The sequence below is a fragment of the Jongsikchunia kroppenstedtii DSM 45133 genome (assembly GCF_000380485.1).
In the GTDB taxonomy this organism is placed as follows: domain Bacteria; phylum Actinomycetota; class Actinomycetes; order Mycobacteriales; family Mycobacteriaceae; genus Jongsikchunia; species Jongsikchunia kroppenstedtii.
The window spans coordinates 13,957-33,234 of sequence record NZ_AQYG01000039.1; the positions used below are offsets into that span (position 1 = coordinate 13,957).

17 protein-coding genes are annotated in these 19,278 nt (G+C 67.7%); 8 read left to right on the forward strand and 9 right to left on the reverse strand.

Annotated features, from left to right (window positions below):
- Positions 1–19: 19 nt before the first annotated feature.
- Positions 20–850, forward strand: a complete 831-nt coding sequence (locus G341_RS0104295) for a patatin-like phospholipase family protein (protein ID WP_018177879.1) — start codon at positions 20–22, stop codon at positions 848–850.
- Positions 851–859: 9 nt separating this feature from the next.
- On the opposite strand, the gene G341_RS0104300 is transcribed toward G341_RS0104295, so the two are convergent.
- From G341_RS0104300 to G341_RS0104335, 8 genes are all read right to left on the reverse strand, one after another.
- Positions 860–1,459, reverse strand: coding sequence for a lipocalin family protein (locus G341_RS0104300; RefSeq protein ID WP_018177880.1), 600 nt, complete (start codon positions 1,457–1,459; stop codon positions 860–862).
- 103 nt (positions 1,460–1,562) lie between these two features.
- Complete coding sequence (locus G341_RS0104305; protein ID WP_018177881.1) at positions 1,563–2,534, reverse strand: SDR family NAD(P)-dependent oxidoreductase; 972 nt, start codon at positions 2,532–2,534, stop codon at positions 1,563–1,565.
- Between the two features lies 1 nt (position 2,535).
- A complete protein-coding gene (locus G341_RS0104310; protein WP_018177882.1) occupies positions 2,536–3,294 on the reverse strand; it encodes an anti-sigma factor in 759 nt (252 codons plus the stop codon).
- Positions 3,287–3,937 carry an ECF RNA polymerase sigma factor SigK gene (gene sigK, locus G341_RS0104315; protein ID WP_018177883.1) on the reverse strand — a complete coding sequence of 217 codons (651 nt, stop codon included), beginning with the start codon at positions 3,935–3,937 and terminating at the stop codon, positions 3,287–3,289. The genes G341_RS0104310 and sigK overlap by 8 nt, the downstream gene beginning before the upstream one ends.
- Before the next feature lie 13 nt (positions 3,938–3,950).
- Positions 3,951–5,228 (reverse strand): SAM-dependent methyltransferase, encoded by a 1,278-nt coding sequence (locus G341_RS0104320; RefSeq protein WP_018177884.1) that lies wholly within the window; start codon positions 5,226–5,228, stop codon positions 3,951–3,953.
- Positions 5,225–5,950 (reverse strand): DUF1365 domain-containing protein, encoded by a 726-nt coding sequence (locus G341_RS0104325; protein ID WP_018177885.1) that lies wholly within the window; start codon positions 5,948–5,950, stop codon positions 5,225–5,227. The genes G341_RS0104320 and G341_RS0104325 overlap by 4 nt, the downstream gene beginning before the upstream one ends.
- Positions 5,947–7,293 carry an NAD(P)/FAD-dependent oxidoreductase gene (locus tag G341_RS0104330; RefSeq protein WP_018177886.1) on the reverse strand — a complete coding sequence of 449 codons (1,347 nt, stop codon included), beginning with the start codon at positions 7,291–7,293 and terminating at the stop codon, positions 5,947–5,949. Before G341_RS0104330 ends, G341_RS0104325 begins: the two co-directional genes overlap by 4 nt.
- Before the next feature lie 121 nt (positions 7,294–7,414).
- Positions 7,415–8,083 carry a fasciclin domain-containing protein gene (locus G341_RS0104335; protein WP_026303238.1) on the reverse strand — a complete coding sequence of 223 codons (669 nt, stop codon included), beginning with the start codon at positions 8,081–8,083 and terminating at the stop codon, positions 7,415–7,417.
- A gap of 167 nt (positions 8,084–8,250) precedes the next feature.
- Here G341_RS0104335 and G341_RS0104340 point away from each other — a divergent pair, with 167 nt between their 5' ends.
- The 3 genes from G341_RS0104340 (at position 8,251) to G341_RS0104350 (ending at position 13,638) form a co-directional block, all read left to right on the forward strand.
- Positions 8,251–10,020: a cytochrome c biogenesis protein DipZ gene (locus G341_RS0104340; RefSeq protein ID WP_018177889.1), complete on the forward strand. Its 1,770-nt coding sequence runs from the start codon at positions 8,251–8,253 to the stop codon at positions 10,018–10,020.
- A 140-nt stretch (positions 10,021–10,160) separates the two neighbouring features.
- Complete coding sequence (gene clpB, locus G341_RS0104345; RefSeq protein ID WP_018177890.1) at positions 10,161–12,710, forward strand: ATP-dependent chaperone ClpB; 2,550 nt, start codon at positions 10,161–10,163, stop codon at positions 12,708–12,710.
- 115 nt (positions 12,711–12,825) lie between these two features.
- On the forward strand, positions 12,826–13,638 hold the full coding sequence (locus tag G341_RS0104350; protein WP_018177891.1) for a PDDEXK family nuclease: 813 nt from the start codon (positions 12,826–12,828) through the stop codon (positions 13,636–13,638).
- A gap of 47 nt (positions 13,639–13,685) precedes the next feature.
- On the opposite strand, the gene G341_RS0104355 is transcribed toward G341_RS0104350, so the two are convergent.
- On the reverse strand, positions 13,686–16,481 hold the full coding sequence (locus tag G341_RS0104355) for an FAD-binding and (Fe-S)-binding domain-containing protein (protein ID WP_026303239.1): 2,796 nt from the start codon (positions 16,479–16,481) through the stop codon (positions 13,686–13,688).
- A gap of 124 nt (positions 16,482–16,605) precedes the next feature.
- Here G341_RS0104355 and G341_RS0104360 point away from each other — a divergent pair, with 124 nt between their 5' ends.
- From G341_RS0104360 to G341_RS0104375, 4 genes are read left to right on the forward strand one after another with little or no spacing between them, the layout of a single operon-like run.
- Positions 16,606–17,067, forward strand: a complete 462-nt coding sequence (locus G341_RS0104360) for a hypothetical protein (RefSeq protein ID WP_018177893.1) — start codon at positions 16,606–16,608, stop codon at positions 17,065–17,067.
- 51 nt (positions 17,068–17,118) lie between these two features.
- Positions 17,119–18,075, forward strand: coding sequence for a type III secretion system chaperone family protein (locus tag G341_RS20950; RefSeq protein ID WP_155826772.1), 957 nt, complete (start codon positions 17,119–17,121; stop codon positions 18,073–18,075).
- Positions 18,072–18,620 (forward strand): orotate phosphoribosyltransferase, encoded by a 549-nt coding sequence (gene pyrE / locus G341_RS0104370; RefSeq protein WP_018177895.1) that lies wholly within the window; start codon positions 18,072–18,074, stop codon positions 18,618–18,620. The genes G341_RS20950 and pyrE overlap by 4 nt, the downstream gene beginning before the upstream one ends.
- A complete protein-coding gene (locus G341_RS0104375) occupies positions 18,617–19,273 on the forward strand; it encodes a TrmH family RNA methyltransferase (protein WP_018177896.1) in 657 nt (218 codons plus the stop codon). Before pyrE ends, G341_RS0104375 begins: the two co-directional genes overlap by 4 nt.
- The last annotated feature ends 5 nt before the right edge of the window (positions 19,274–19,278 follow it).

The following is a 19,278-nucleotide window of genomic DNA, read 5'->3' on the forward strand; positions in this document are numbered from 1 at the left end:
TGCGGGCAGACTGTCAGCCATGACGAAGCAGCGGTTGGCAGTGGTGTTGGGCGGCGGGGGTTCCGCCGGAATCGGCTGGATGTCAGGCGTCATCCGGGGACTCGCGGCGTCCGGGGTCGACCTGTCGGGCGCCGACCAGATCATCGGCACGTCGGCCGGCTCGGTGGTCGGCACCTGGCTGGCGGCCGGTGTCGACATGGCCGACCACGCCGAGTCGCCACCGGTCGCGGCCGCCGCATCGGGGCATGACGTGGGCTGGATGCAGAAGGTCTTCGAGATCATGACGCGCTATCCGGACGATCCGACCGAGGCCCGCCGCCAGCTGGGCGCGTTCGCCCGGTCGGCCGAGGTGATGAGCGAAGCCACGCAGCTGGAACGGATCGGATCGCGGCTGCCGTCCCCGGACTGGCCGAGCGCGCCGGACGGTCCGCTGCAGATCACCGCGGTCGACTGCGAATCGGGCGGCCTGTCCGTCTTCGACGCCGCGAGCGGGGTGCCGCTGGTGCGCGCGATCGCGGCCAGCTGCGCGGTGCCCGGCGTCTACCCGCCGGTGACGATCGGCGAGTCGGTGTACATGGACGGCGGCATGCGGTCCGGCACGAACGCCGACCTGGCCCGCCCGTCCGAGGCCGTGGTGGTGCTGCAGCCGCTCGCCCATCTGACCCCGAGCGAGAACTTGCAGAACGAGCTGGCCCGGGTCGACGCCGACCGGCAGATCGTCGTCGGTCCCGATGCCGATTCGATCGCCGCATTCGGTACCGATCCGCTGCGTGCGGAATCGTGGGGGCCGTCCCACCAGGCCGGCCGGGCGCAGGGCGCAGCCCTGGCGGCACAGTGGACGCAATCCTGATCGGGCTGGCTAGCCGCTGCACACCGGCCGGATGACGTCGATCCCGCCGGTGGTGGGGGACGTGAGGAAGACGCAGGTGCTCAGGCCGGCCCCGGTGATGGCCGCCCGAACCCGTTGCCACTGCCCGGTCGTGAGCGCGGGAGTCCGGGAGAGCACGAAGCCCGATACGCGGTACGGATCGGTGACGACCGCCCACGAATAGTCCGTGGCGAGTCCGACGACCACGTAGTTGGTGGGTCCGTGCAATTGCTCCTGCGTCGGCACACCCGGAAAGCTCACATGCAGCTGTGCGTGCGTCGTCGCGTCGTTGACGGTGGCTGTTCCGGTGATCGTGTTGGGGGTGTTGGACCACGTCGTGCATCGATTGCGCACCGAGATGTTGCCGTGCGGGTCCAGTGCGTAGTGCGCCTGCGTGTCGCGCGCGCACACCAGATTGAAATACGCTGGGACAGCTGCCAATTGATGCCAGGTGCCGAGATATCTCGGTAGCTGGAGGGCCGCGACCGGGGCCGGCGGCTGCGCTGTGGCCGCCGGTGCGGTGATCGCTCCGATTGCCGCGACGACCGCCAATGCGGCCGCCAGGGAGATGCCGTGTGCGAACTTCTTCATGGGAACCATCCGTTCTCGATGAGGCCCGGCGGGCCGGACCATGCCGTCGATACCTGTCTTGGGTGGTTCGATGCAGCAGGTGGGGTCGGATGGGTGACCTCGACTACGGCGTCACGCCGATCGCGGACGCGCAGTATCGCCAGACTTCGTCGCGCTGGGCTTCGGTGAACCGCGTCGCCTGACGGTAATGCGTTGGCCGGGAGCGTCGGTCGTGCCAGAACAGGCCGGACGGCGGAGGCGGCGATGTCGCGGTCAGCCACACCGCCGTGTCGGCCGCCTGATCCGCGTTCCGCAGGAACGCCCGGGTCATGGTCCGGAAACGGGGAAGCGACTGGGCCAGGCCGGGAGTGTCCGCCCAGCCCGGGTGCATGGTCGCGACGACGCATCCGTCCTCGGACCAACGTTCGCCGAGCACCGGGGTCAGTGCGACCTGAATGCGCTTGGTGCGGGCGTACGCGGTGGCGGCCCGGTATCGGCCGAGGCGATACTCGGGATCCGCCCGCGGAAGCGGCTGGGTGTACATGCCGCCGGACGACATGAACACGACCCTGGAACTCGTGGCCGCCGCCAGCAGCGGCCGCGCGAGTTCGGTCATCAGGATGGGCCCCAGAACATGCGTCGCGAGCGTGAGCTCATGCCCGTCGCGCGTCTGAGAACGCGTCGGCGGCATGACGCCCGCGTTGTGCACGATCGCGTCGATTCGTGGTGTCCGGGCGGCGATTCGAGCGACGAAATCCCGTACCTCCGCGCGACCGGACACATCGCAGCGCTCGACGACGAGGTCGGCGTCTGGTTGACCGGCAAGGAGCTCGCGCCGCGCCGATTCGCCGCGCTCCTCGTCCCGTACCGCCATCACGACCGTCGCGCCCAGTTGCGCCAACGATCCGGCGATCGCCTTGCCGATCCCCGAATTGGCGCCGGTGACAACCGTTGTGGCGCCCACGAGCGCGTCGGGTGGCGGGTCGTCGTCGGGCCAGAGGCGGCTGCGAAATGCGAAACCCAGACTCGAGTACCCGGGCGCGATGGTCCGGTCGAGCACATCATCAACCACTGCGGCGGCACGGTGTCCGGTCACGTCAGGTCAACCCGACCGTGATGACCGGCTGCCCGGTCGGTCGGGACGAGCCGGCACCGGGCTCGACGGTGACGGTGACGGACGTCGCCGTGTCGAGCTTCGGGATGACCTCGCCGCCCGGCGGGGGCATGGTGGTCGCACCCATCGTGCCGGCCAGGCGCGGTTCCCGATCCGGCTGCATGAACCACATCTGATAGACGTGACCGGGTGGCGGCGGCGGGATATTGGTCATCGACACCACGAGGGCGTTCGATTGCGCGGATGCCGCAACGGTGATCGTTCCGCCGGCCACGTCGGCCACCACGGTGCGCCGGTCCGGGCTGGACATGACCTGTGCGACTGACGGCGCGCTCGGTGTGTGGTCGGTGAATTGCCCAGTGGCGACCGCGATTCCGAACACGATGAGCACGGCCGCGGCCGCGGCCAGCAGCACGCGGGGCAGCGTGAACCGAGATCGCTGCGCCCGTCGGCCGGCCAGCTCGTCGCCGGTGTCTTTCGAGTCGCCGTCATCGACGGCGGCCAGGACGTTCACCCGAAGACGGCGCGGCGGTGCCAGAGTGTCCCGGTATCCGACGCGGGACATCGTTTCGTGGGTATCGGCGACGATGCGTCGAAACGCGTGAACCGTCGCGGAGTCCGCGGAACCGAGGCGGCCGACGATCTCGCGCCGTTCGGTCTCCGAGACGGCGTCGAGGGCATATGGGTACGCGAGATCCAGGAGGTCGTCGGCGTTGCGGCTCTCGGTGTCGTTGTCAGGCATCGGTATTCACCCCGAGACAGTTCTTCAGTCGGATCAGGCCGTCCCGGATCCGGGATTTGATCGTGGGCAGCGGCACGTCGAGATGCTCGGCCACCTCTCGGTAGGTGTGCCCGCTGTAGTAGGCCAGTCCGATCACCTCTCGTTGGGTGACCGTCAGACTGTCGAGGCAGTCGATGACCTGTTGTTCGTCGAGGTTCTGGGCAACCTGTTCGGCGACGGCGTCGTGCTCACGGCCGAGGTTCGCGCTGGCATATGCGTGGTGCCGGTCCGCTGCTGATTGCTCCGACCGGACACGGTCGACGCTGCGACGATGCGCCAGCGTCAACAGCCAGCCCATGGGGCTGCCGTGGGCCGGGTCGTATTTCTCGGCCGCCGATGTCCACACCTGCAGATACACCTCCTGCGCCACCTCCTCGGCCATCGTGGAATTGCGCAGGATCCGCGATGCCAGGCCGAACACCCGGCCGCACGTGTCGTCGTAGAACTGCACGAAGGCATCACGATCGCCGTCGGCGATCGCGCCCAGCGAACTGATCAGTCGGGATGTCAGCGGGTCGGGGTCGCGGTGGTGGCCCGGGACCGCACACGCCACGTACTCCTCGTCGGTGTCGGATGGCTTGTCGGTGCGCTCAGAAAAATTCAATCTTCTTCCCTCCTCACCGATCCAGCACGAAGTGGTGCACATCGAGATAGCCGGACGCGAATCCCGCTTCTGAGTATGCGAGGTAGAGGCGCCACATCCGCCGGAATACCCGATCGAAACCGAGCGCTTCGGCGCCGCTTGCATGAGCGGTGAAGCGCTGCGACCACAGCCGCAGGGTGTGCGCGTAGTCCGGTCCGAAGCTTCGGACATCGTGGATGTGCAAAGACGTGTGTCGGGTGGTCATCTCCTGCAGGAGTTCCACCGACGGCAGAAACCCGCCCGGGAAGATGTATTTGTGCACCCAGGTGTAGCTGTCGCGACTCGCGAGCATCCGATCGTGCGGCATCGTGATGGCCTGCAGCGCGATGCGGCCGTTCGGACGCAGCAGCCGGTCGAGAGTTCGTAGATAGGTCGGCAGATGGTGGTACCCGACCGCCTCGATCATTTCGACCGAGACGATCGCGTCGTACTGATCGCGCACGTCGCGGTAGTCCTGGAGTTCGACGGTGATCTGCTGCGAAAGCCCCGCCGCCGCGATGCGCTCACGGGCCAGCAGCTGTTGTTCGCGGGACAGCGTGATCGTGTGGACATGTGCGCCGCGCCGAGCCGCCCGGATCGCCAATTCGCCCCAGCCGGTTCCGATCTCCAGCAATCTGGACCCTGCGGTCACCCCGGCGGCATCGAGGAGTTCGTCGAACTTTCGGCCCTGGGCGTTGCCCAGATCATTCCACTCCGGCCGGCGCGCGACGCGGTCGAAGAGCGCCGACGAATAGGTCATCGTGTCGTCCAGGAACAGACTGAAGAACTCATTCGACAGGTCATAGTGGTGACTCACGTTGGCGCGTGCGCCCGCGCGGGTTCCGCGTTGGCTGCGGGGCTTGCGCGGGAGGCATATCGCGCGCAGATGTTGCAGTGGCGCCGGGACCACCGTGGCGATTCGAGTCGCCAGCAGAGTGAGGACGCCCGCCAGGTCGGGAGCCGACCAGTCACCCGCCATGTAGGCCTCACCGAAACCGATGAGTCCGCTGTCGGCGACCCGCGCGAAGAAGTCGTCCGAGCGGTGGATGAGCATCCGTGGCCCGGCGGCGTCGGACATCGAACCTGCGCCGAGGACCGATCCATCCGGAAACTCGACGCGGACCGGCAGCTCACGGACCATGCGACGGAAAAGCGCGGCCGCGACGGGGCGGCCCATGGTGGCACGAAGGCCGCATGGAACCGTGGCAACCGCGGTCCACCGCGTCGACGCATTCGCGTTGTGGTGGGCCAATCGAGCGTCGTCGGTCGTCATCGGAGGTTCTCCTGAGGTAGCGAACGTGGTTGAAGGGGGAGACGGCGGAGCCACAGACGGATTCCCTGCCAACGGATTCGCAGCGCGACAAGCATGGGGGCGATCGGCATGCGCAGCACGGTCCGCGCCACTGTCCAGTTGTCGGCCGGCGTGGATCGGCCGGTCATGCTCGCCGTGAAAAGGGTTACCCCGGAGGGGTTTTCGAGCGTTATCACCAGACCGAGCCGATCGCTCGGTTCCGGCAGGTGCAACCGGTACGTTCCGGAGACCGCGTTGAACGGGGACACGTAGAACGCCTTGGCGACCGTCGCGTTTCCCTTGCTGTCGGGGAGCACCAGGTACCGGTGACGTTCGCCATAGGTGTTGTGGACCTCGGCGACCACGCAGACGAGCGTGCCCGCGCCGTCGTGGCACCAGTACACCGTCAGCGGGTTGAACACGACACCGAGAACCCGGGGGTTGGTGAGCATCCGGACCCGGCCGCCGCGGAGATCGATCCCTTCCGACGCCAGGTAGCCGTCGATGTTGGTCCGCAGGCTCGCGGTCGGATCGCCGAGATGGTCGGCCGTACGGAACCGCGCGAACGGCCGCAACAACGGCGGCAGCTCCGGCAGCGCATCGAGGTCGACCAGCCAGCTGTAGCCGCGATAGCAGAATTCGTGCCGAATGGGGTGGTGGCGGACGTGGCGGATCCGGGTCCGCACGATCGCCGGCGCGGTCATGACTTGCTCCGCGCGTACGACGGCACCGACGCCGGGGCAAGCCACGAACCGCCGAGCCGGGCGGCTGCAACCGCGCCGGACAAGGCGCCGTCTTCGTGAAAGCCCCAGCCGTGATAGGCGCCCGCGAACACGATCCGTTCATCGCCGAGCTCGGGGAGACGCTGCTGAGCCGCCACGAAATCGGGTGAGTACTGCGGATGTTCGTAGACCATCGACTCGATCACGGCATCCGGGTCGACGCGATCCCCGTCGCCGAGGGTGACGACGAAGTGCCGGTCGGTGTGGCCGCTCAACCTCTGCAGTCGGTTCAGGTCGTAGCTCACCAGCACCCGGTCGGGCCGGCTGCTGCAGCCCGGAAGGCGATAGTTCCAGGACGCGCGCGCCCCGGACCGCCGCGGCAGCACCGACGTGTCGGTGTGCAGGATCGTGCTGTTGGTCGAATAGTCCAGTGCCCCAAGAATTTCGCGCTCGGCAGCGCTGGGTTCCGCAAGAAGGCGCAGGGCGTCCGCCGGATGCGTCGCCACCACGGCGGCATCGAAGAACCGGATTCGATCGGCGTCGTCGCGCACGGCGACACCGTCCGCCGTGCGCGTCACCGTCCGCACCGGCACACCGGGATGCACCGCGTGCAGATGGGCGGCGATCGCGGTCACGTACTGCGCCGAGCCCCCGGAGACCGTGCGCCAGGTCGGGGAGCCGAACACGGTGAGCATCCCGTGGTGTTCGAGGAAGGTGAGCAGATAGCGAACCGGATAGTTCAGCGCATCGTTCGGCGGACACGACCACACGGCAGCGACCAGCGGAACCATGAAGTGGTTGGTGAAATAGGCGGTGAATCGGCCATCGGTCAAGAAGTCTCCGAGCGTCCGGAGCGCGCTCGTGTCGGAGGCGGGATCACGGGCGAGCTCGGCACGTGCCAGGCGATGGAACCGCGGAACCTCGGCAAGCATGCGCAGGTACCGACGGCGGACGACCGAACGAGGCTCGGCGAACAGCCCGCGCAGCCCCTTGGCGCCGGCGTATTCCAGACCGCAGCCGTCGCAGCGCACCGACATCGACATGTCGGACTCCTGCGTGACGACGCCGAGTTCGTCGAACAGCCGCATCAGCGTCGGATAGGTGCGGTCGTTGTGCACGATAAACCCGGAATCCACACCGAGGGTGGGTGATTCGCTCGATCGTGCGGTGACACGGTGCGTGTGGGCGTGTCCGCCGAGACGCGGCTGCGCCTCGAACAGCGTCACCTCCGCGTGTCGTGCCAGCACCCAGGCTGCCGTCAGGCCGGAGACTCCGCTGCCGATCACCGCGATCCGTCGCTGCGGCGGCTGGTTCGTCTCGGTCATGCACGGTATTCGCCGCCGGCCGAGCCCTGGATGGGTGTGACCTGCGACATAGCGATGGCCCGGCCGCGTTGACGGCCGGGCCATCGGAACCGATGACGAAAAGCCGGGTGAATGGCAGGTCCTAGCCGGCCGGCGGCATCAACACGGTGTCGACCAGGTACACCGTGGCGTTGGCGGTGTGGACTCCGCCGCAGATGACCGAGGCGTCGTTCACCTTGAGGTTGTCGCCGCTGCCGGTGACCGTGACGGTTCCGCCTTCGACCGTCTTGTGTGTGCCGTCGACCTGCGAAGGGCTGAGCTGACCAGGCACGACGTGGTAGGTGAGAATCTTCGTCAGCTCGGCCGAGTTGGTCTTCAGACCATCGATGGTCGCTTTGTCGATCTTCGCGAATGCGTCGTCGACCGGGGCGAACACCGTGAACTGGCCGCCGTTGAGCGTATCGACCAGGTTGACCTGCGGGTTGAGCTTGCCGGAGACCGCGGAGGTGAGCGTGGTCAGCATCGGGTTGTTCGATGCGGCCACCGCCACCGGCGATGTCGACATGCCGGTCACCGAACCCGGCCCCGTCGGGACCTTGGCCGCGTAGGCCGCGCAACCCGGTCCGACCAGATCGGCGGCGGGATTCGCAGACATCCCGGTCATGGCCGAGGAGCTCATGGCTGTTGAATTCATCTGCGAGCTGGACGATGCGGATGAGTCCGAGGAATTGGATGAACAAGCTGACATGCCCACCACGGTCGCCGCCGCCAGGGCGATAACGGCCGCGGACCTGGACTGGATCTTTCTCATGAGATAACTCCCTTGTTGTCGACCGCGGACCCCTCACCGGTCAGCGCTGTCGGGAGGTATTCGGTGTCGGCGCGCAGCGGGATGGGTGTCGGTGCGAAACCGGGTGCAACAGCGCGGCTTTTCGCAGATGCACCAAGCCGCGACCGTCTCCGGTCCGAATACCTTGCATGCTCACGTTGGTGCTGATCGGCTTGGTCGGCGGAATGATCACGGGAATCTCGCCGTGCATACTTCCGGTGCTGCCGGTGGTCTTCTTCGCGGGGACGCAGAACGCCCCATCTGACCGGGCGGACGTGCGGGTCGACGGCGATCGCGGTGGCGGCGATCGCAGTGGGTCTGTCAGCAGCAGGCTTCGAAAGATATACGACCGACTGCATCCCTACCGCGTGATAGCCGGTCTGGTGCTGAGCTTTTCGGTGGTGACCCTGGTCGGCTCCGCGGTGTTGTCGCTACTGCATCTGCCGCAGGACTCCGTGCGATGGGCAGGCCTTGTGGTGCTGACGCTCATTGGATTGGGCCTGATATTCCCCCGGGTCGAGGAGTTGCTCGAGCGTCCGTTCTCGCGGTTGCCGCAGTGGTCCGTCGGCGGCGGCAAGAGTGGTTTCGGTCTCGGTCTGGCCCTGGGGGTGCTCTATGTGCCCTGCGCCGGACCGGTGCTGGCCGCGATCGTCGTCGCCGGCGCCACGGGGCACCTCGGATTGCCCACGATCGTGTTGACGCTGTCGTTCGCCGGCGGAGTCGCGTTGCCGTTGCTCATCTTCACCTTCGCCGGACAACGGGTCGCCGGTCGGATCAATGCCTTTCGCCGCCGCCAACGAGGCCTTCGCGTCGCCGGCGGCCTGGTCATGATCGCGTTGGCGGTCGGGCTGGTTCTCAACCTTCCCGCTGTCCTGCAGCGGGCCATTCCCGACTACACGAATTCTTTGCAGGCCGCGGTGGGGGACCCGGCGAAACTGCAGGGCCGACTGGATCTCGGCGGGATAGTGACAGACCAGAACCGGGAACTGTCGAACTGCACCGATGGGGCCGCCGACCTCCAGAGTTGTGGCACGGCACCGCAATTGAGTGGGATCTCCGGCTGGCTGAACACTCCCGACAACGGCCCGCTGGATCTGCGCGCGCTGCACGGCAAGGTGGTCCTGATCGACTTCTGGGCGTACTCCTGCATCAACTGCCAGCGCGCGATTCCGCATGAGGTCGACTGGTACCGGACCTATCACGATGCGGGACTGGAGGTCATCGGCGTCCATACGCCGGAATACGCGTTCGAGCGGGTGCCTTCAAATGTGGCGTCGGCCGCCAAGAGTCTGCACATCACGTACCCGATTGCCCTCGATACGAACTACTCGACATGGACCGCGTATCGCAACAGCTATTGGCCGGCCGAGTATTTGATCGATGCAACCGGGACGGTGCGCCACATCAAGTTCGGCGAGGGTGACTACGCCGGCACCGAGCGGCTCGTCCGGGAGCTGTTGACGGTCGCCCGTCCGGGGGTCGCCTTGCCTGCTTCGACCGACGGCAAGGACACGACGCCCACGACGAGTACTACGCCCGAGACGTATCTCGCAGCCGGAAAGGTCGTCAACTACGGCGGCGCCGGCGCGTACGACGCAGGGACATCCGTGTTCTCGGTCCCGGCGACGCTGGCCGCCGATTCATTCGCACTCGACGGCCGCTGGACTGTGGATTATCAAGGAGCGACCGCGGTCGGCCCGGACTCGACGATCGCATTGAATTACCACGCCAAGAATGTGTACCTCGTGGTCGGCGGCACCGGAACCATCAGCGTGACGCAAGGCGGTTCCACCCGCCGGATCGCCATCACCGGTCCGCCCACGCTGCATCAGATCCTCGCATCGCCGAATAGCGAGAAAGGGCAGGTCGACGTCGGATTGAGCCAGGGCCTGCAAGCGTTCTCGTTCACCTACGGCTAGCGGAGCGAAGTCTTCGGGCGGAATCTTCAAAAAGTTGGAGTTGAGCGGAATAGACTCAACCTTGGCGACGTTGGACATATCGATGGTGCCGACCAGGCACTACGACAAGACTTGTATCCAACGACTTCGAGGAGGGAATAGTGGATAGCTTCAACCCGACCACCAAGACGCAGGCCGCGCTGCAGACCGCAGTGCAGTCGGCCGCCACTGCCGGCAATCCCGACGTGCGCCCGGCGCACGTCTTGGTCGCCCTGCTGGATCAGACCGACGGAATCGCCGCGCCGCTGCTCAAGGCGGTCGGGGTCGACCCGGCGAATATCCGGCACCAGGCGCATGAGCTGGTGGAGCGGATGCCGACCGTCACGTCGGCCAGCGGCCAGCCCCAGCTGAGCCGTGACACGATCGCTGCCGTCACCAAGGCGCAACAGCTCGCGACCGAGCTCGGCGACGAGTACGTCTCCACCGAGCATCTCGTCGTCGGCCTCGCGGAGGGCGACGGCGAGGTCGCCAAGCTGCTCGCCGGCGCGGGTGCCAACCCGCAGGCGCTGCGCGATGCGTTCGTCAACGTGCGCGGCAGCGCCCGCGTCACCTCGCCGGACCCGGAATCGAGCTACCAGGCCCTGGAGAAGTACTCCACGGACCTGACGGCAGCCGCCCGCGAGGGCAAGCTCGATCCCGTCATCGGCCGCGACACCGAAATCCGCCGTGTCGTACAGGTTTTGAGCCGACGCACCAAGAACAACCCGGTGCTGATCGGCGAGCCCGGTGTCGGCAAGACCGCCATCGTCGAGGGGCTGGCCCAGCGCGTCGTCGCGGGTGACGTCCCGGAGTCGTTGCGCGGCAAGTCCGTCATCTCCCTGGACCTGGGATCGATGGTGGCCGGCGCCAAGTACCGCGGCGAGTTCGAGGAGCGGTTGAAGGCCGTCCTGGAAGAGATCAAGAACTCTGCGGGACAGATCATCACGTTCATCGATGAGCTCCACACGATCGTCGGCGCCGGTGCCACCGGTGACTCGGCGATGGACGCGGGCAACATGATCAAGCCGTTGCTGGCCCGTGGCGAGCTGCGGCTGGTCGGTGCGACCACGCTCGACGAATACCGGCAGTACATCGAGAAGGACGCCGCGCTGGAACGACGTTTCCAGCAGGTGTTCGTCGGCGAGCCGTCGGTCGAGGACGCCATCGGCATCCTGCGCGGGCTCAAGGAGCGCTACGAGGTGCACCACGGCGTGCGCATCACCGACTCCGCGCTGGTGTCGGCGGCCACACTGTCGGATCGGTACATCACCAACCGCTTCCTGCCGGACAAGGCGATCGACCTGGTCGACGAGGCCGCGTCCCGGCTGCGGATGGAGATCGATTCGCGCCCAGTCGAAATCGACGAGGTCGAGCGGATCGTCCGCCGACTGGAGGTCGAGGAGGTCGCGCTCACCAAGGAGAGCGACGAGGCGTCCAAGGACAGGCTGGCGAAGCTGCGCAGCGAGTTGGCCGATCAGCGCGAGAAGCTGAGCGAGCTGCAGGCCCGCTGGCAGAGCGAGAAGAACGCCATCGATTCGGTGCGCGATCTGCGCGAGCAGCTCGAAGGGCTGCGGCTGCAGGAGGAGCACGCCGAGCGCGACGGCGATCTCGGCAAGGCGGCGGAGCTGCGCTACGGCCAGATCCCGGCGCTGGAGAAGCAGATCGCCGAGGCCGTCGAGAAGTCGGCGCCGGCCGGTGACGACGTGATGCTCAAAGAGGAGGTCGGCCCGGACGATGTCGCCGAGGTGGTGTCGTCGTGGACCGGTATCCCCGCGGGCAAGATGCTCGAGGGCGAGACCGAGAAGCTGCTCCGGATGGAGGACGAGCTCGGTTCTCGCGTCATCGGGCAGAAGGATGCGGTGCAGGCGGTCTCGGATGCGGTGCGCCGCGCCCGGGCCGGTGTCGCCGACCCGAACCGGCCGCTCGGATCGTTCCTGTTTCTCGGCCCGACCGGTGTCGGCAAGACCGAGCTCGCCAAGGCGCTCGCCGAATTCCTGTTCGACGACGACCGCGCCATGGTCCGGATCGACATGAGTGAGTACGGCGAGAAGCACAGCGTCGCACGGCTTGTCGGCGCGCCTCCGGGGTACGTCGGCTACGAGACCGGCGGTCAGCTCACCGAGGCGGTGCGGCGACGCCCGTACACGGTCGTGCTGTTCGACGAGGTCGAGAAGGCCCACCCCGACGTGTTCGACGTGCTGCTGCAGGTGCTCGACGAGGGCCGATTGACCGACGGTCAGGGGCGCACGGTCGACTTCCGCAACACCATCCTGATCCTGACGTCCAACCTGGGAGCGGGCGGCGACAAGGAGCAGGTGATGGCCGCGGTCCGGCACGCGTTCAAGCCGGAGTTCATCAACCGGCTCGACGACGTGGTCATCTTCGATGCCCTGACGCCGGATGAGCTGGTCGAGATCGTCGACATCCAGCTGCAGCAGCTGGGCAAGCGACTGGCCCAGCGCCGACTGACGCTCGACGTGTCGGACGCGGCGAAGAAGTGGTTGTCCGAGCGCGGATTCGACCCGCTGTACGGTGCCCGTCCGCTGCGGCGGCTGGTGCAGCAGGCCATCGGCGACACGCTCGCCAAGGCGCTGCTCGCCGGCAAGATCCGCGACGGCGACACCGTGCATGTCGAGGTCGCGCCGGACGGGGAATCGCTGACCGTCAGCTGAACCGACTGGGAGCGTGACAAATACGAGGTGCCGTGGACGATACGTCCACGGCACCTCTGTATGTTCACGTTCCCAGTCGTGGATCCAAACAAGGGGCTGATGCGTCAACACCGGTATGACTGGTGTCTATCCGGTGCGGGAGCTCAAAGCGCGGGGGTTCACCGACGCGCGTATCCGAAAACTGGAACGTTCCGGCGACCTGACTCGACTGCGAACCGGCTGGTACGCCGAGAACGCCGCCGATCCGGCCGTGCGTCAAGCGGTCGCAGCCGGCGGAGTGCTGTCATGCGTCTCGGCGTTGCGCCACCACGGAATCTGGCTGCCGCCCGCCGACGGGCGGGTCCACGTCAGACTGCCGCTGCGTGATCGATGCGACGACAGATCTTGTCGGGGGTACGGCCAGATGCCGCCGCTTTCCGGCGCGGTCGATCCGCTGTTGGTTGCGTATAACTGCGCCGCGCGTTGCCTCGACGACGAAGGATTCGTGGCGGTTTCGGACTCGATCTTGTACAAGACCGACTATGGGCTTGCTGATCTGCGCGGTGCAGTCGCTGCCGGCCCACGCAGGCTGATGGATCTGTTGGAGTACTGCGATGGTCGAGCGATGTCGGGTACGGAATCGATCGCGCGGGTCAGGTTTCGCGGAGCGGGCCTCAAGGTGAAGGTGCAGTTCTACATCCGCGGCGTGGGATACGTGGATCTGCTGATCGGCGACCGGCTGATCGTCGAATGCGACAGCAGGGAGTTTCACACATCGGCGAGCAACTATCAGACCGACCGGACCCGGGACCGAAAGTCGTTGGCCGACGGCTACATCACCATCCGGGTGACCTATGAGGACGTCATGTTTCGTTGGGACGAGGTGCTCCGGGACGTCCTGGTCCTGGTGAAGCGCCGAGCGCACCGGGGGCGACGACTGGGAGCGTGACAAATACGAGGTGCCGTGAACGTATTGTCCGCGGCACCTCGGTATGTTCACGTTCCCAGTAACTCGGCGAGATGAACCACAGCGGCCGGGCGGATATCGGGGTCGGTGGCGGCCAGATGCTCGACCGCGACCTGGCAGCTGAACCCGTCCGCGAGCACCGGCACGCCGGGGTTCGCGCGCAGCAGCGGCGCCAGCGAATGCTCGGCGACCTGCATGCTCACCTCGTAGTGGTCTTTCTCGAAACCGAAGTTGCCGGCCACGCCGCAGCAGCCCTCGGCATTCGCCACCGTTCCGATGCCCAACCGGGACAGCACCTTTCCGCGCTGCAGCGGGTTTCCGGCGTATTCGTGACAGTGTGTCTGCGTCACCACCCGATCGGTCACCGATCCCGGCGACCAGCCGGCATCCAGCCGCTGCCCGACGGCCTCGGTGAAGGTCTGCACCCGCGCCGCCACCCGCCGGGCGTCGTCGGTGTCGAGCAACCGCGGCAGGTCGTCCGCGAGTGCCGAGGCGCAACTCGGCTCGGGGACCACGATCGGCCGGTCGGTGCCGTCGTCCAACAACGACACCGTGCGCCGCAGTACCTTTCGGGCACGATCGAGTTGTCCGGTGGAGATCCAGGTGAGCCCGCAGCAGCCGCCGACCGCACCGCCGACGTCGCCCAGTACCTCTGCGGCCGCGGTCAATACCTGCGGACGGAATCCCCGCGTGAAGGTGTCGGCGAACAGCACCGCGGTGCCACTCGACAGTGGCGGTAGGCCGTGGAGCGCGGCCCGGACCGCCGACCGGGACGCGAACCGGGGGAGGGTCCGCCGCGAGTCGAGGCCCGCCATCGACAACGCCCACCTGCCGCCGACCGCGTTCGCCGCGCCGGGAGCCAGCCCGGCTCCCTTGAGCCACAACGGAAGCCAACCGAGTGAATAGTGCGACCGCGGTCGTCGGTGGTCGCCGTAGTACCGGTGCAGGAACTCCGATTTCATCGAGGCCATGTCGACGCCGGTCGGGCAGTCGGTGGCACAGGCCTTGCACGACAGGCACAGATCCAGAGCCTCCCGGGCATCGTCGGCGGCACGATCGACGACCGGCAACCGCATCATCTCCTGCAGCACCCGGGCCCGCGCCCGCGTCGAATCCTTCTCGTCCCGGGTCGCGCGGTAGCTCGGGCACATCACCCCGCCCGACGAGGTCCGGCAGCGTCCGACGCCGATGCAGGCGCGAGCGCTCGCGGAGAGCGGGTCGTCCGCGTGCGAATCGGCAAGTGCCAGATCGACATCCAGCGGAGGCGGGTTGACGATGCTGCCGGGGTTGAGTACCCCGCGCGGATCCCACAGCGTCTTGAACTCGATGAAGGCGCGGATCATCTCGGGCGAGTACATGATCGGCAGCAGTTCCGACCGCGCCCGACCGTCGCCGTGTTCGCCGCTCACCGAGCCGCCATACCGGACGACCAGATGCGCTGCCGCAAGACAGAATTCGCGCATGATCCGGCGGCCGGCCGCGGTCGCCTGGTCGAAGGTGATCCGGATATGCATGCAGCCGGCACCGAAATGGCCGTACATCACCCCGGTGAGATCGTGTGCGTCGAGGAGTGCACGCAGGTCGCGCAGGTAGTCGGCCAGCTGCGCCGGCGGCACCGCCGAATCCTCCCAGCCCGGCCAGCTCTCGTAGGCCGCCCGCCCCGTGGCGTCGACGGGCCGCGACGAGAGTCCCGCGCCGTCCTCGCGCACGCGCCACAGCGCCCGGCGCGGCGCGTCATCGGTCACCACGGTCGAGTCGACAAGCCGACCGTTCTGCTGCAGCCGCGCTACCAACTCTGTCGCGGTATCCGGGTCGTCGAGCTCGACGAACAACCACGCCGACCCGTCCGGCAGCCCGGACACCGCATCCCGGCCGCGGCGGTATCGCATCGTGGCGACGATGGTGTCGTCGATGCCCTCGACCGCGGCGGGTTCCAGCGGGAGGATGTCGGGCACGTCGGTGGCCGCCGCGACGACGTCGCGATAGCCGAGGCAGACCAGCGCCCCGGTCGGCCGGACCGGCACCAGCAGCAGTTCCGCCGACACCACGATGGCGCAGGTCCCTTCCGACCCGACCAGTGCCCGTGCGACGTCGAATCCGTTCTCCGGCAACAGCCGTGCCAGGTGATAGCCGGACACCTGACGGCCGAATCGTTCGAGCTCGGTCCGCAGCGCCGCCAGGTGCGCCGTGGCCAGTTCGTGCAGCCGCGTCGATAGCTCGGCGGCTCGGGCGACCGCGGGTCCGTCCGATTGATCGGCGGCGCGGATGCCGTCGCGGGTCGCGGTCAGGCGCAGCCCGTCGATGGTGACGATGTGCAGCGCGTGCACGTGATCGCTGGTCCGGCCGTAGCGCACCGAATGGTTGCCGCAGGCGTCGTTGCCGACCGCGCCGCCGACGGTCGCACGATTCTGGCTGGACGGGTCGGGCGCGAAGGTCAGCCGGCCACCGGATTGCGCCAGTGCCGCGGCGCGAACGTCGGTGAGCACCGCACCGGCCTGAGCGGTGATCATGTCTCCGTCGACCGGGCCCACGCGATTCAGATGCCGGGACATGTCGAGCACCACCCCGGCGCCGATCGCGTTGCCGCCCATTCCGGTCCCGCCGCCGCGCGTGGTCAGCGGGACGCCGTGCTCGTGGCACCAGCGCGCGACCGTCGCGACCTCGGATTCGCTGCGCGGGAAGACGACCGCCCGCGGCCGGATCCGATAGTTGGAGGCGTCGTAGGAGTATTCGGTCAGGCGTCGAGAGGACCCGTCGACCTCGACGTCGAGGCCGCGCAGCGTGTCGACCACGCGGGAATCGACGGCTTCCGACACTGCAGACACACGTACCTTTCACAGCCCTGTCTCAGACTACGATCGTAGCGTCGTGGTGTCGGATGGCCTGCCCTTATGCGGTCGACGACGGGGTCTGAACTCGGATGATGTGCCGTAGGAGGTGGGGTGCGCGATGAAGAGCGACCGTTCCCCACTGTTCGTCACCATGTTGTGCGTCGCCGGACTTCTCGTCGCGGGCGCCGGCATCGCCTATTGCATCAGCTGGGGCGGCCGGGCCGACGATAAGACGCCGCCCGCGACGCAACCGGTCGCGCAGACGACGGTCAACACGGATCCCTCCGATCCGGGCGTGGACGCGGTCGGCAACACTCCGCCCGGTGTCGTCACCAAGCGGTCGCAGATGATCCTGGGCACCATCAAGCAGGTCGACCAGCTGGGGATCGTGGTCGGACTGACCGACGGATCCACCCGCCTGGCGAATCTCAATTCGCGCACGCAGATCAAGTCCCCGGCGGGCGGGACCGTCGGAGCCCTGCAGGAGGGCGAGACCGTCATCATTCACGGGTTCGAGTCGGGCGGTCTGTTCACCGCCGACCTCATCATCGCCGGTCGAGTACCGGCCGTCGCGAACTGAACGGGGCGGGTTCCCGCCGTGGGCAACCGAAGCTGACTAGGCTAGATGCCGATGACTGCACTCTATTTCGTGATCGCCGTCCTGGCGCTGATCGGTGCCGGCTACCTGCTGTGGCTGGATCGACAGCGCAATACCGGCGCGCGCAGCCCCCGTGCACTCTGGGGCGATGAGCACAACTTCCGCTACCGGGCGGCAGATCCCAAGTTGCGCACACAGTTTCACCGCGCAGTGATGGACGTGCCCGAGCACACCACCGTGCACGATGTCGCCTACGGCAGCTACTTCGGCGAGGAAGCGGCCGTCTTCGACCTCGGCGACGAGTACACGCTCGCGGCGATCCGGCGCACCACCGGTTCGGATGTGGTGATCGATCTCCGCGAGGAGAGCGCGCTGGCGCCGGCCGAGGACGACGTCGAGCTGCTGGGGGCGATGGGACGACGGGTGATCTTCGCCTCACACCTGGACGTCGCGCGCCGGGTCTGCGATCGCCGGATGGCGGCGCTGGCCGCCGACGCGCCGGCATATCTCGAGGTCATGTGGAACGAGGGCTCGTGGACCGTCGCCGCGATGCATCAGACCAATGACCGCGAGCGCCTGGATATCGCGCTCGAGACCGTGCGCAAGCTGACCGATCTGCTGCGGGTGCTGCCGCCGCGGGTCGACCCGCAGCCGGCACCGGACCCGCGCGACCCGTCGGCTCCGATGGGTCAGCGCCGCACCATGGCCGACCAGCGCACCGGGGATCTCAAGACCGACCGGCCGCGCACCTCCACGCCGCCGACGACGGCGCGACCCGCACAGCCGCGTCCGACGGTCGGCAAGCCGCCGATCATGGATTCCGGCCAGCAGATGCGGCCGGGTATGGGCGGCCCGCGTGCGGACGACTTCCGCAGCGATCGCGAGTCGGAGTTCCGGGAGGCGGGCTATCGCGAAACCGGTTATCGCGGACGTGATTTCCGTGATCCCGAGTTCCGTCGGCCCGACTACCGCGAGGATGACGATCAGTGAGCAACCCGATCGACCAGGCTGACCGGGAGCGATTGGCGGAGCTGGTCCGCGAGCTGGCCGTGGTCCACGGCAAGGTGACACTGTCGTCCGGCAAGGAGGCGGACTACTACGTCGACCTGCGCCGCGCGACGTTGCATCACGAGGCCTCGCGACTGATCGGCAAGCTGCTGCGGCAGCTGACGGCCGACTGGGACTACGCCGCGGTCGGCGGTCTGACGCTCGGTGCCGACCCGGTGGCCACGTCGATCATGCATGCCGACGGCCGCGAGATCGACGCGTTCGTGGTCCGCAAGGCGGCGAAAGCCCATGGGATGCAACGCCAGATCGAAGGTCCCGACATCGTCGGCAAGCGTGTGCTGATCGTCGAGGACACCACGACCACCGGCAATTCGCCGCTGACGGCGGTCCGGGCGGCCCGCGAGATCGGCGCCACCGTGATCGGCGTCGCCACCGTCGTCGACCGGGCGACCGGAGCCGACGAGGTGATCGCCGCCGAGGGCGTCGAGTATCGCTCGCTGCTGTCCCTGGCCGACCTGCACCTGTGACCGAGCCGGGGCCGACCGAATGGACGGCCGGCGCCTCTGACCCGACACACGGGGTCGGTCCGCATCCGCGGCCCTGGCCGGATGATCCGCGCTACGACCGTGAGCTGCTGGCCGACGGCGACCGGCGCAATGTCGTCGACGCCTACCGGTACTGGACCCGCGAAGCGATCGTCGCCGACATCGACGCCCGCCGGCACCCGTTTCATGTGGCGATCGAGAACTTCGCCCACGACGCCAACATCGGCACGGTGGTGCGGACGGCAAATGCGTTCGCGGCGCAGGCGGTGCATATCGTCGGCCGACGACGCTGGAACCGGCGCGGGGCCATGGTCACCGACCGCTACCAGCACATCGAGCACCACGAGTCCGTGGCGGCCCTGCTGACCTGGGCTCATCAGCACGGCCTCGCCGTGGTCGCCGTCGACAACACCCCGGGTTCGGTGCCGCTGGAAACCGCCGACCTGCCGCGCGAGTGCGTACTGCTCTTCGGCCAGGAGGGGCCGGGTGTGAGCCCCGATGCGCAGGCGCGGGCCGATCTCACGGTGTCCATCGCCCAGTTCGGCTCGACGCGCAGTATCAATGCCGGCGTCGCGGCCGGAATCGCCATGCACGCGTGGATCCGGCGGCACGCCGATCTGTCCCGCGCCTGGTGAACGAC

Coding starts and splice junctions, on each gene's coding strand:
- G341_RS0104295 (WP_018177879.1), top strand. CDS start 20: ATGACGAAGCAGCGGTTGGCAGTGGTGTTGGGCGGCGGGGGTTCCGCC.
- G341_RS0104300 (WP_018177880.1), bottom strand. CDS start 1,459: ATGAAGAAGTTCGCACACGGCATCTCCCTGGCGGCCGCATTGGCGGTC.
- G341_RS0104310 (WP_018177882.1), bottom strand. CDS start 3,294: ATGCCTGACAACGACACCGAGAGCCGCAACGCCGACGACCTCCTGGAT.
- G341_RS0104320 (WP_018177884.1), bottom strand. CDS start 5,228: ATGACGACCGACGACGCTCGATTGGCCCACCACAACGCGAATGCGTCG.
- G341_RS0104325 (WP_018177885.1), bottom strand. CDS start 5,950: ATGACCGCGCCGGCGATCGTGCGGACCCGGATCCGCCACGTCCGCCAC.
- G341_RS0104330 (WP_018177886.1), bottom strand. CDS start 7,293: ATGACCGAGACGAACCAGCCGCCGCAGCGACGGATCGCGGTGATCGGC.
- G341_RS0104335 (WP_026303238.1), bottom strand. CDS start 8,083: ATGAGAAAGATCCAGTCCAGGTCCGCGGCCGTTATCGCCCTGGCGGCG.
- G341_RS0104340 (WP_018177889.1), top strand. CDS start 8,251: ATGCTCACGTTGGTGCTGATCGGCTTGGTCGGCGGAATGATCACGGGA.
- G341_RS0104350 (WP_018177891.1), top strand. CDS start 12,826: ATGACTGGTGTCTATCCGGTGCGGGAGCTCAAAGCGCGGGGGTTCACC.
- G341_RS0104360 (WP_018177893.1), top strand. CDS start 16,606: ATGAAGAGCGACCGTTCCCCACTGTTCGTCACCATGTTGTGCGTCGCC.
- G341_RS20950 (WP_155826772.1), top strand. CDS start 17,119: ATGACTGCACTCTATTTCGTGATCGCCGTCCTGGCGCTGATCGGTGCC.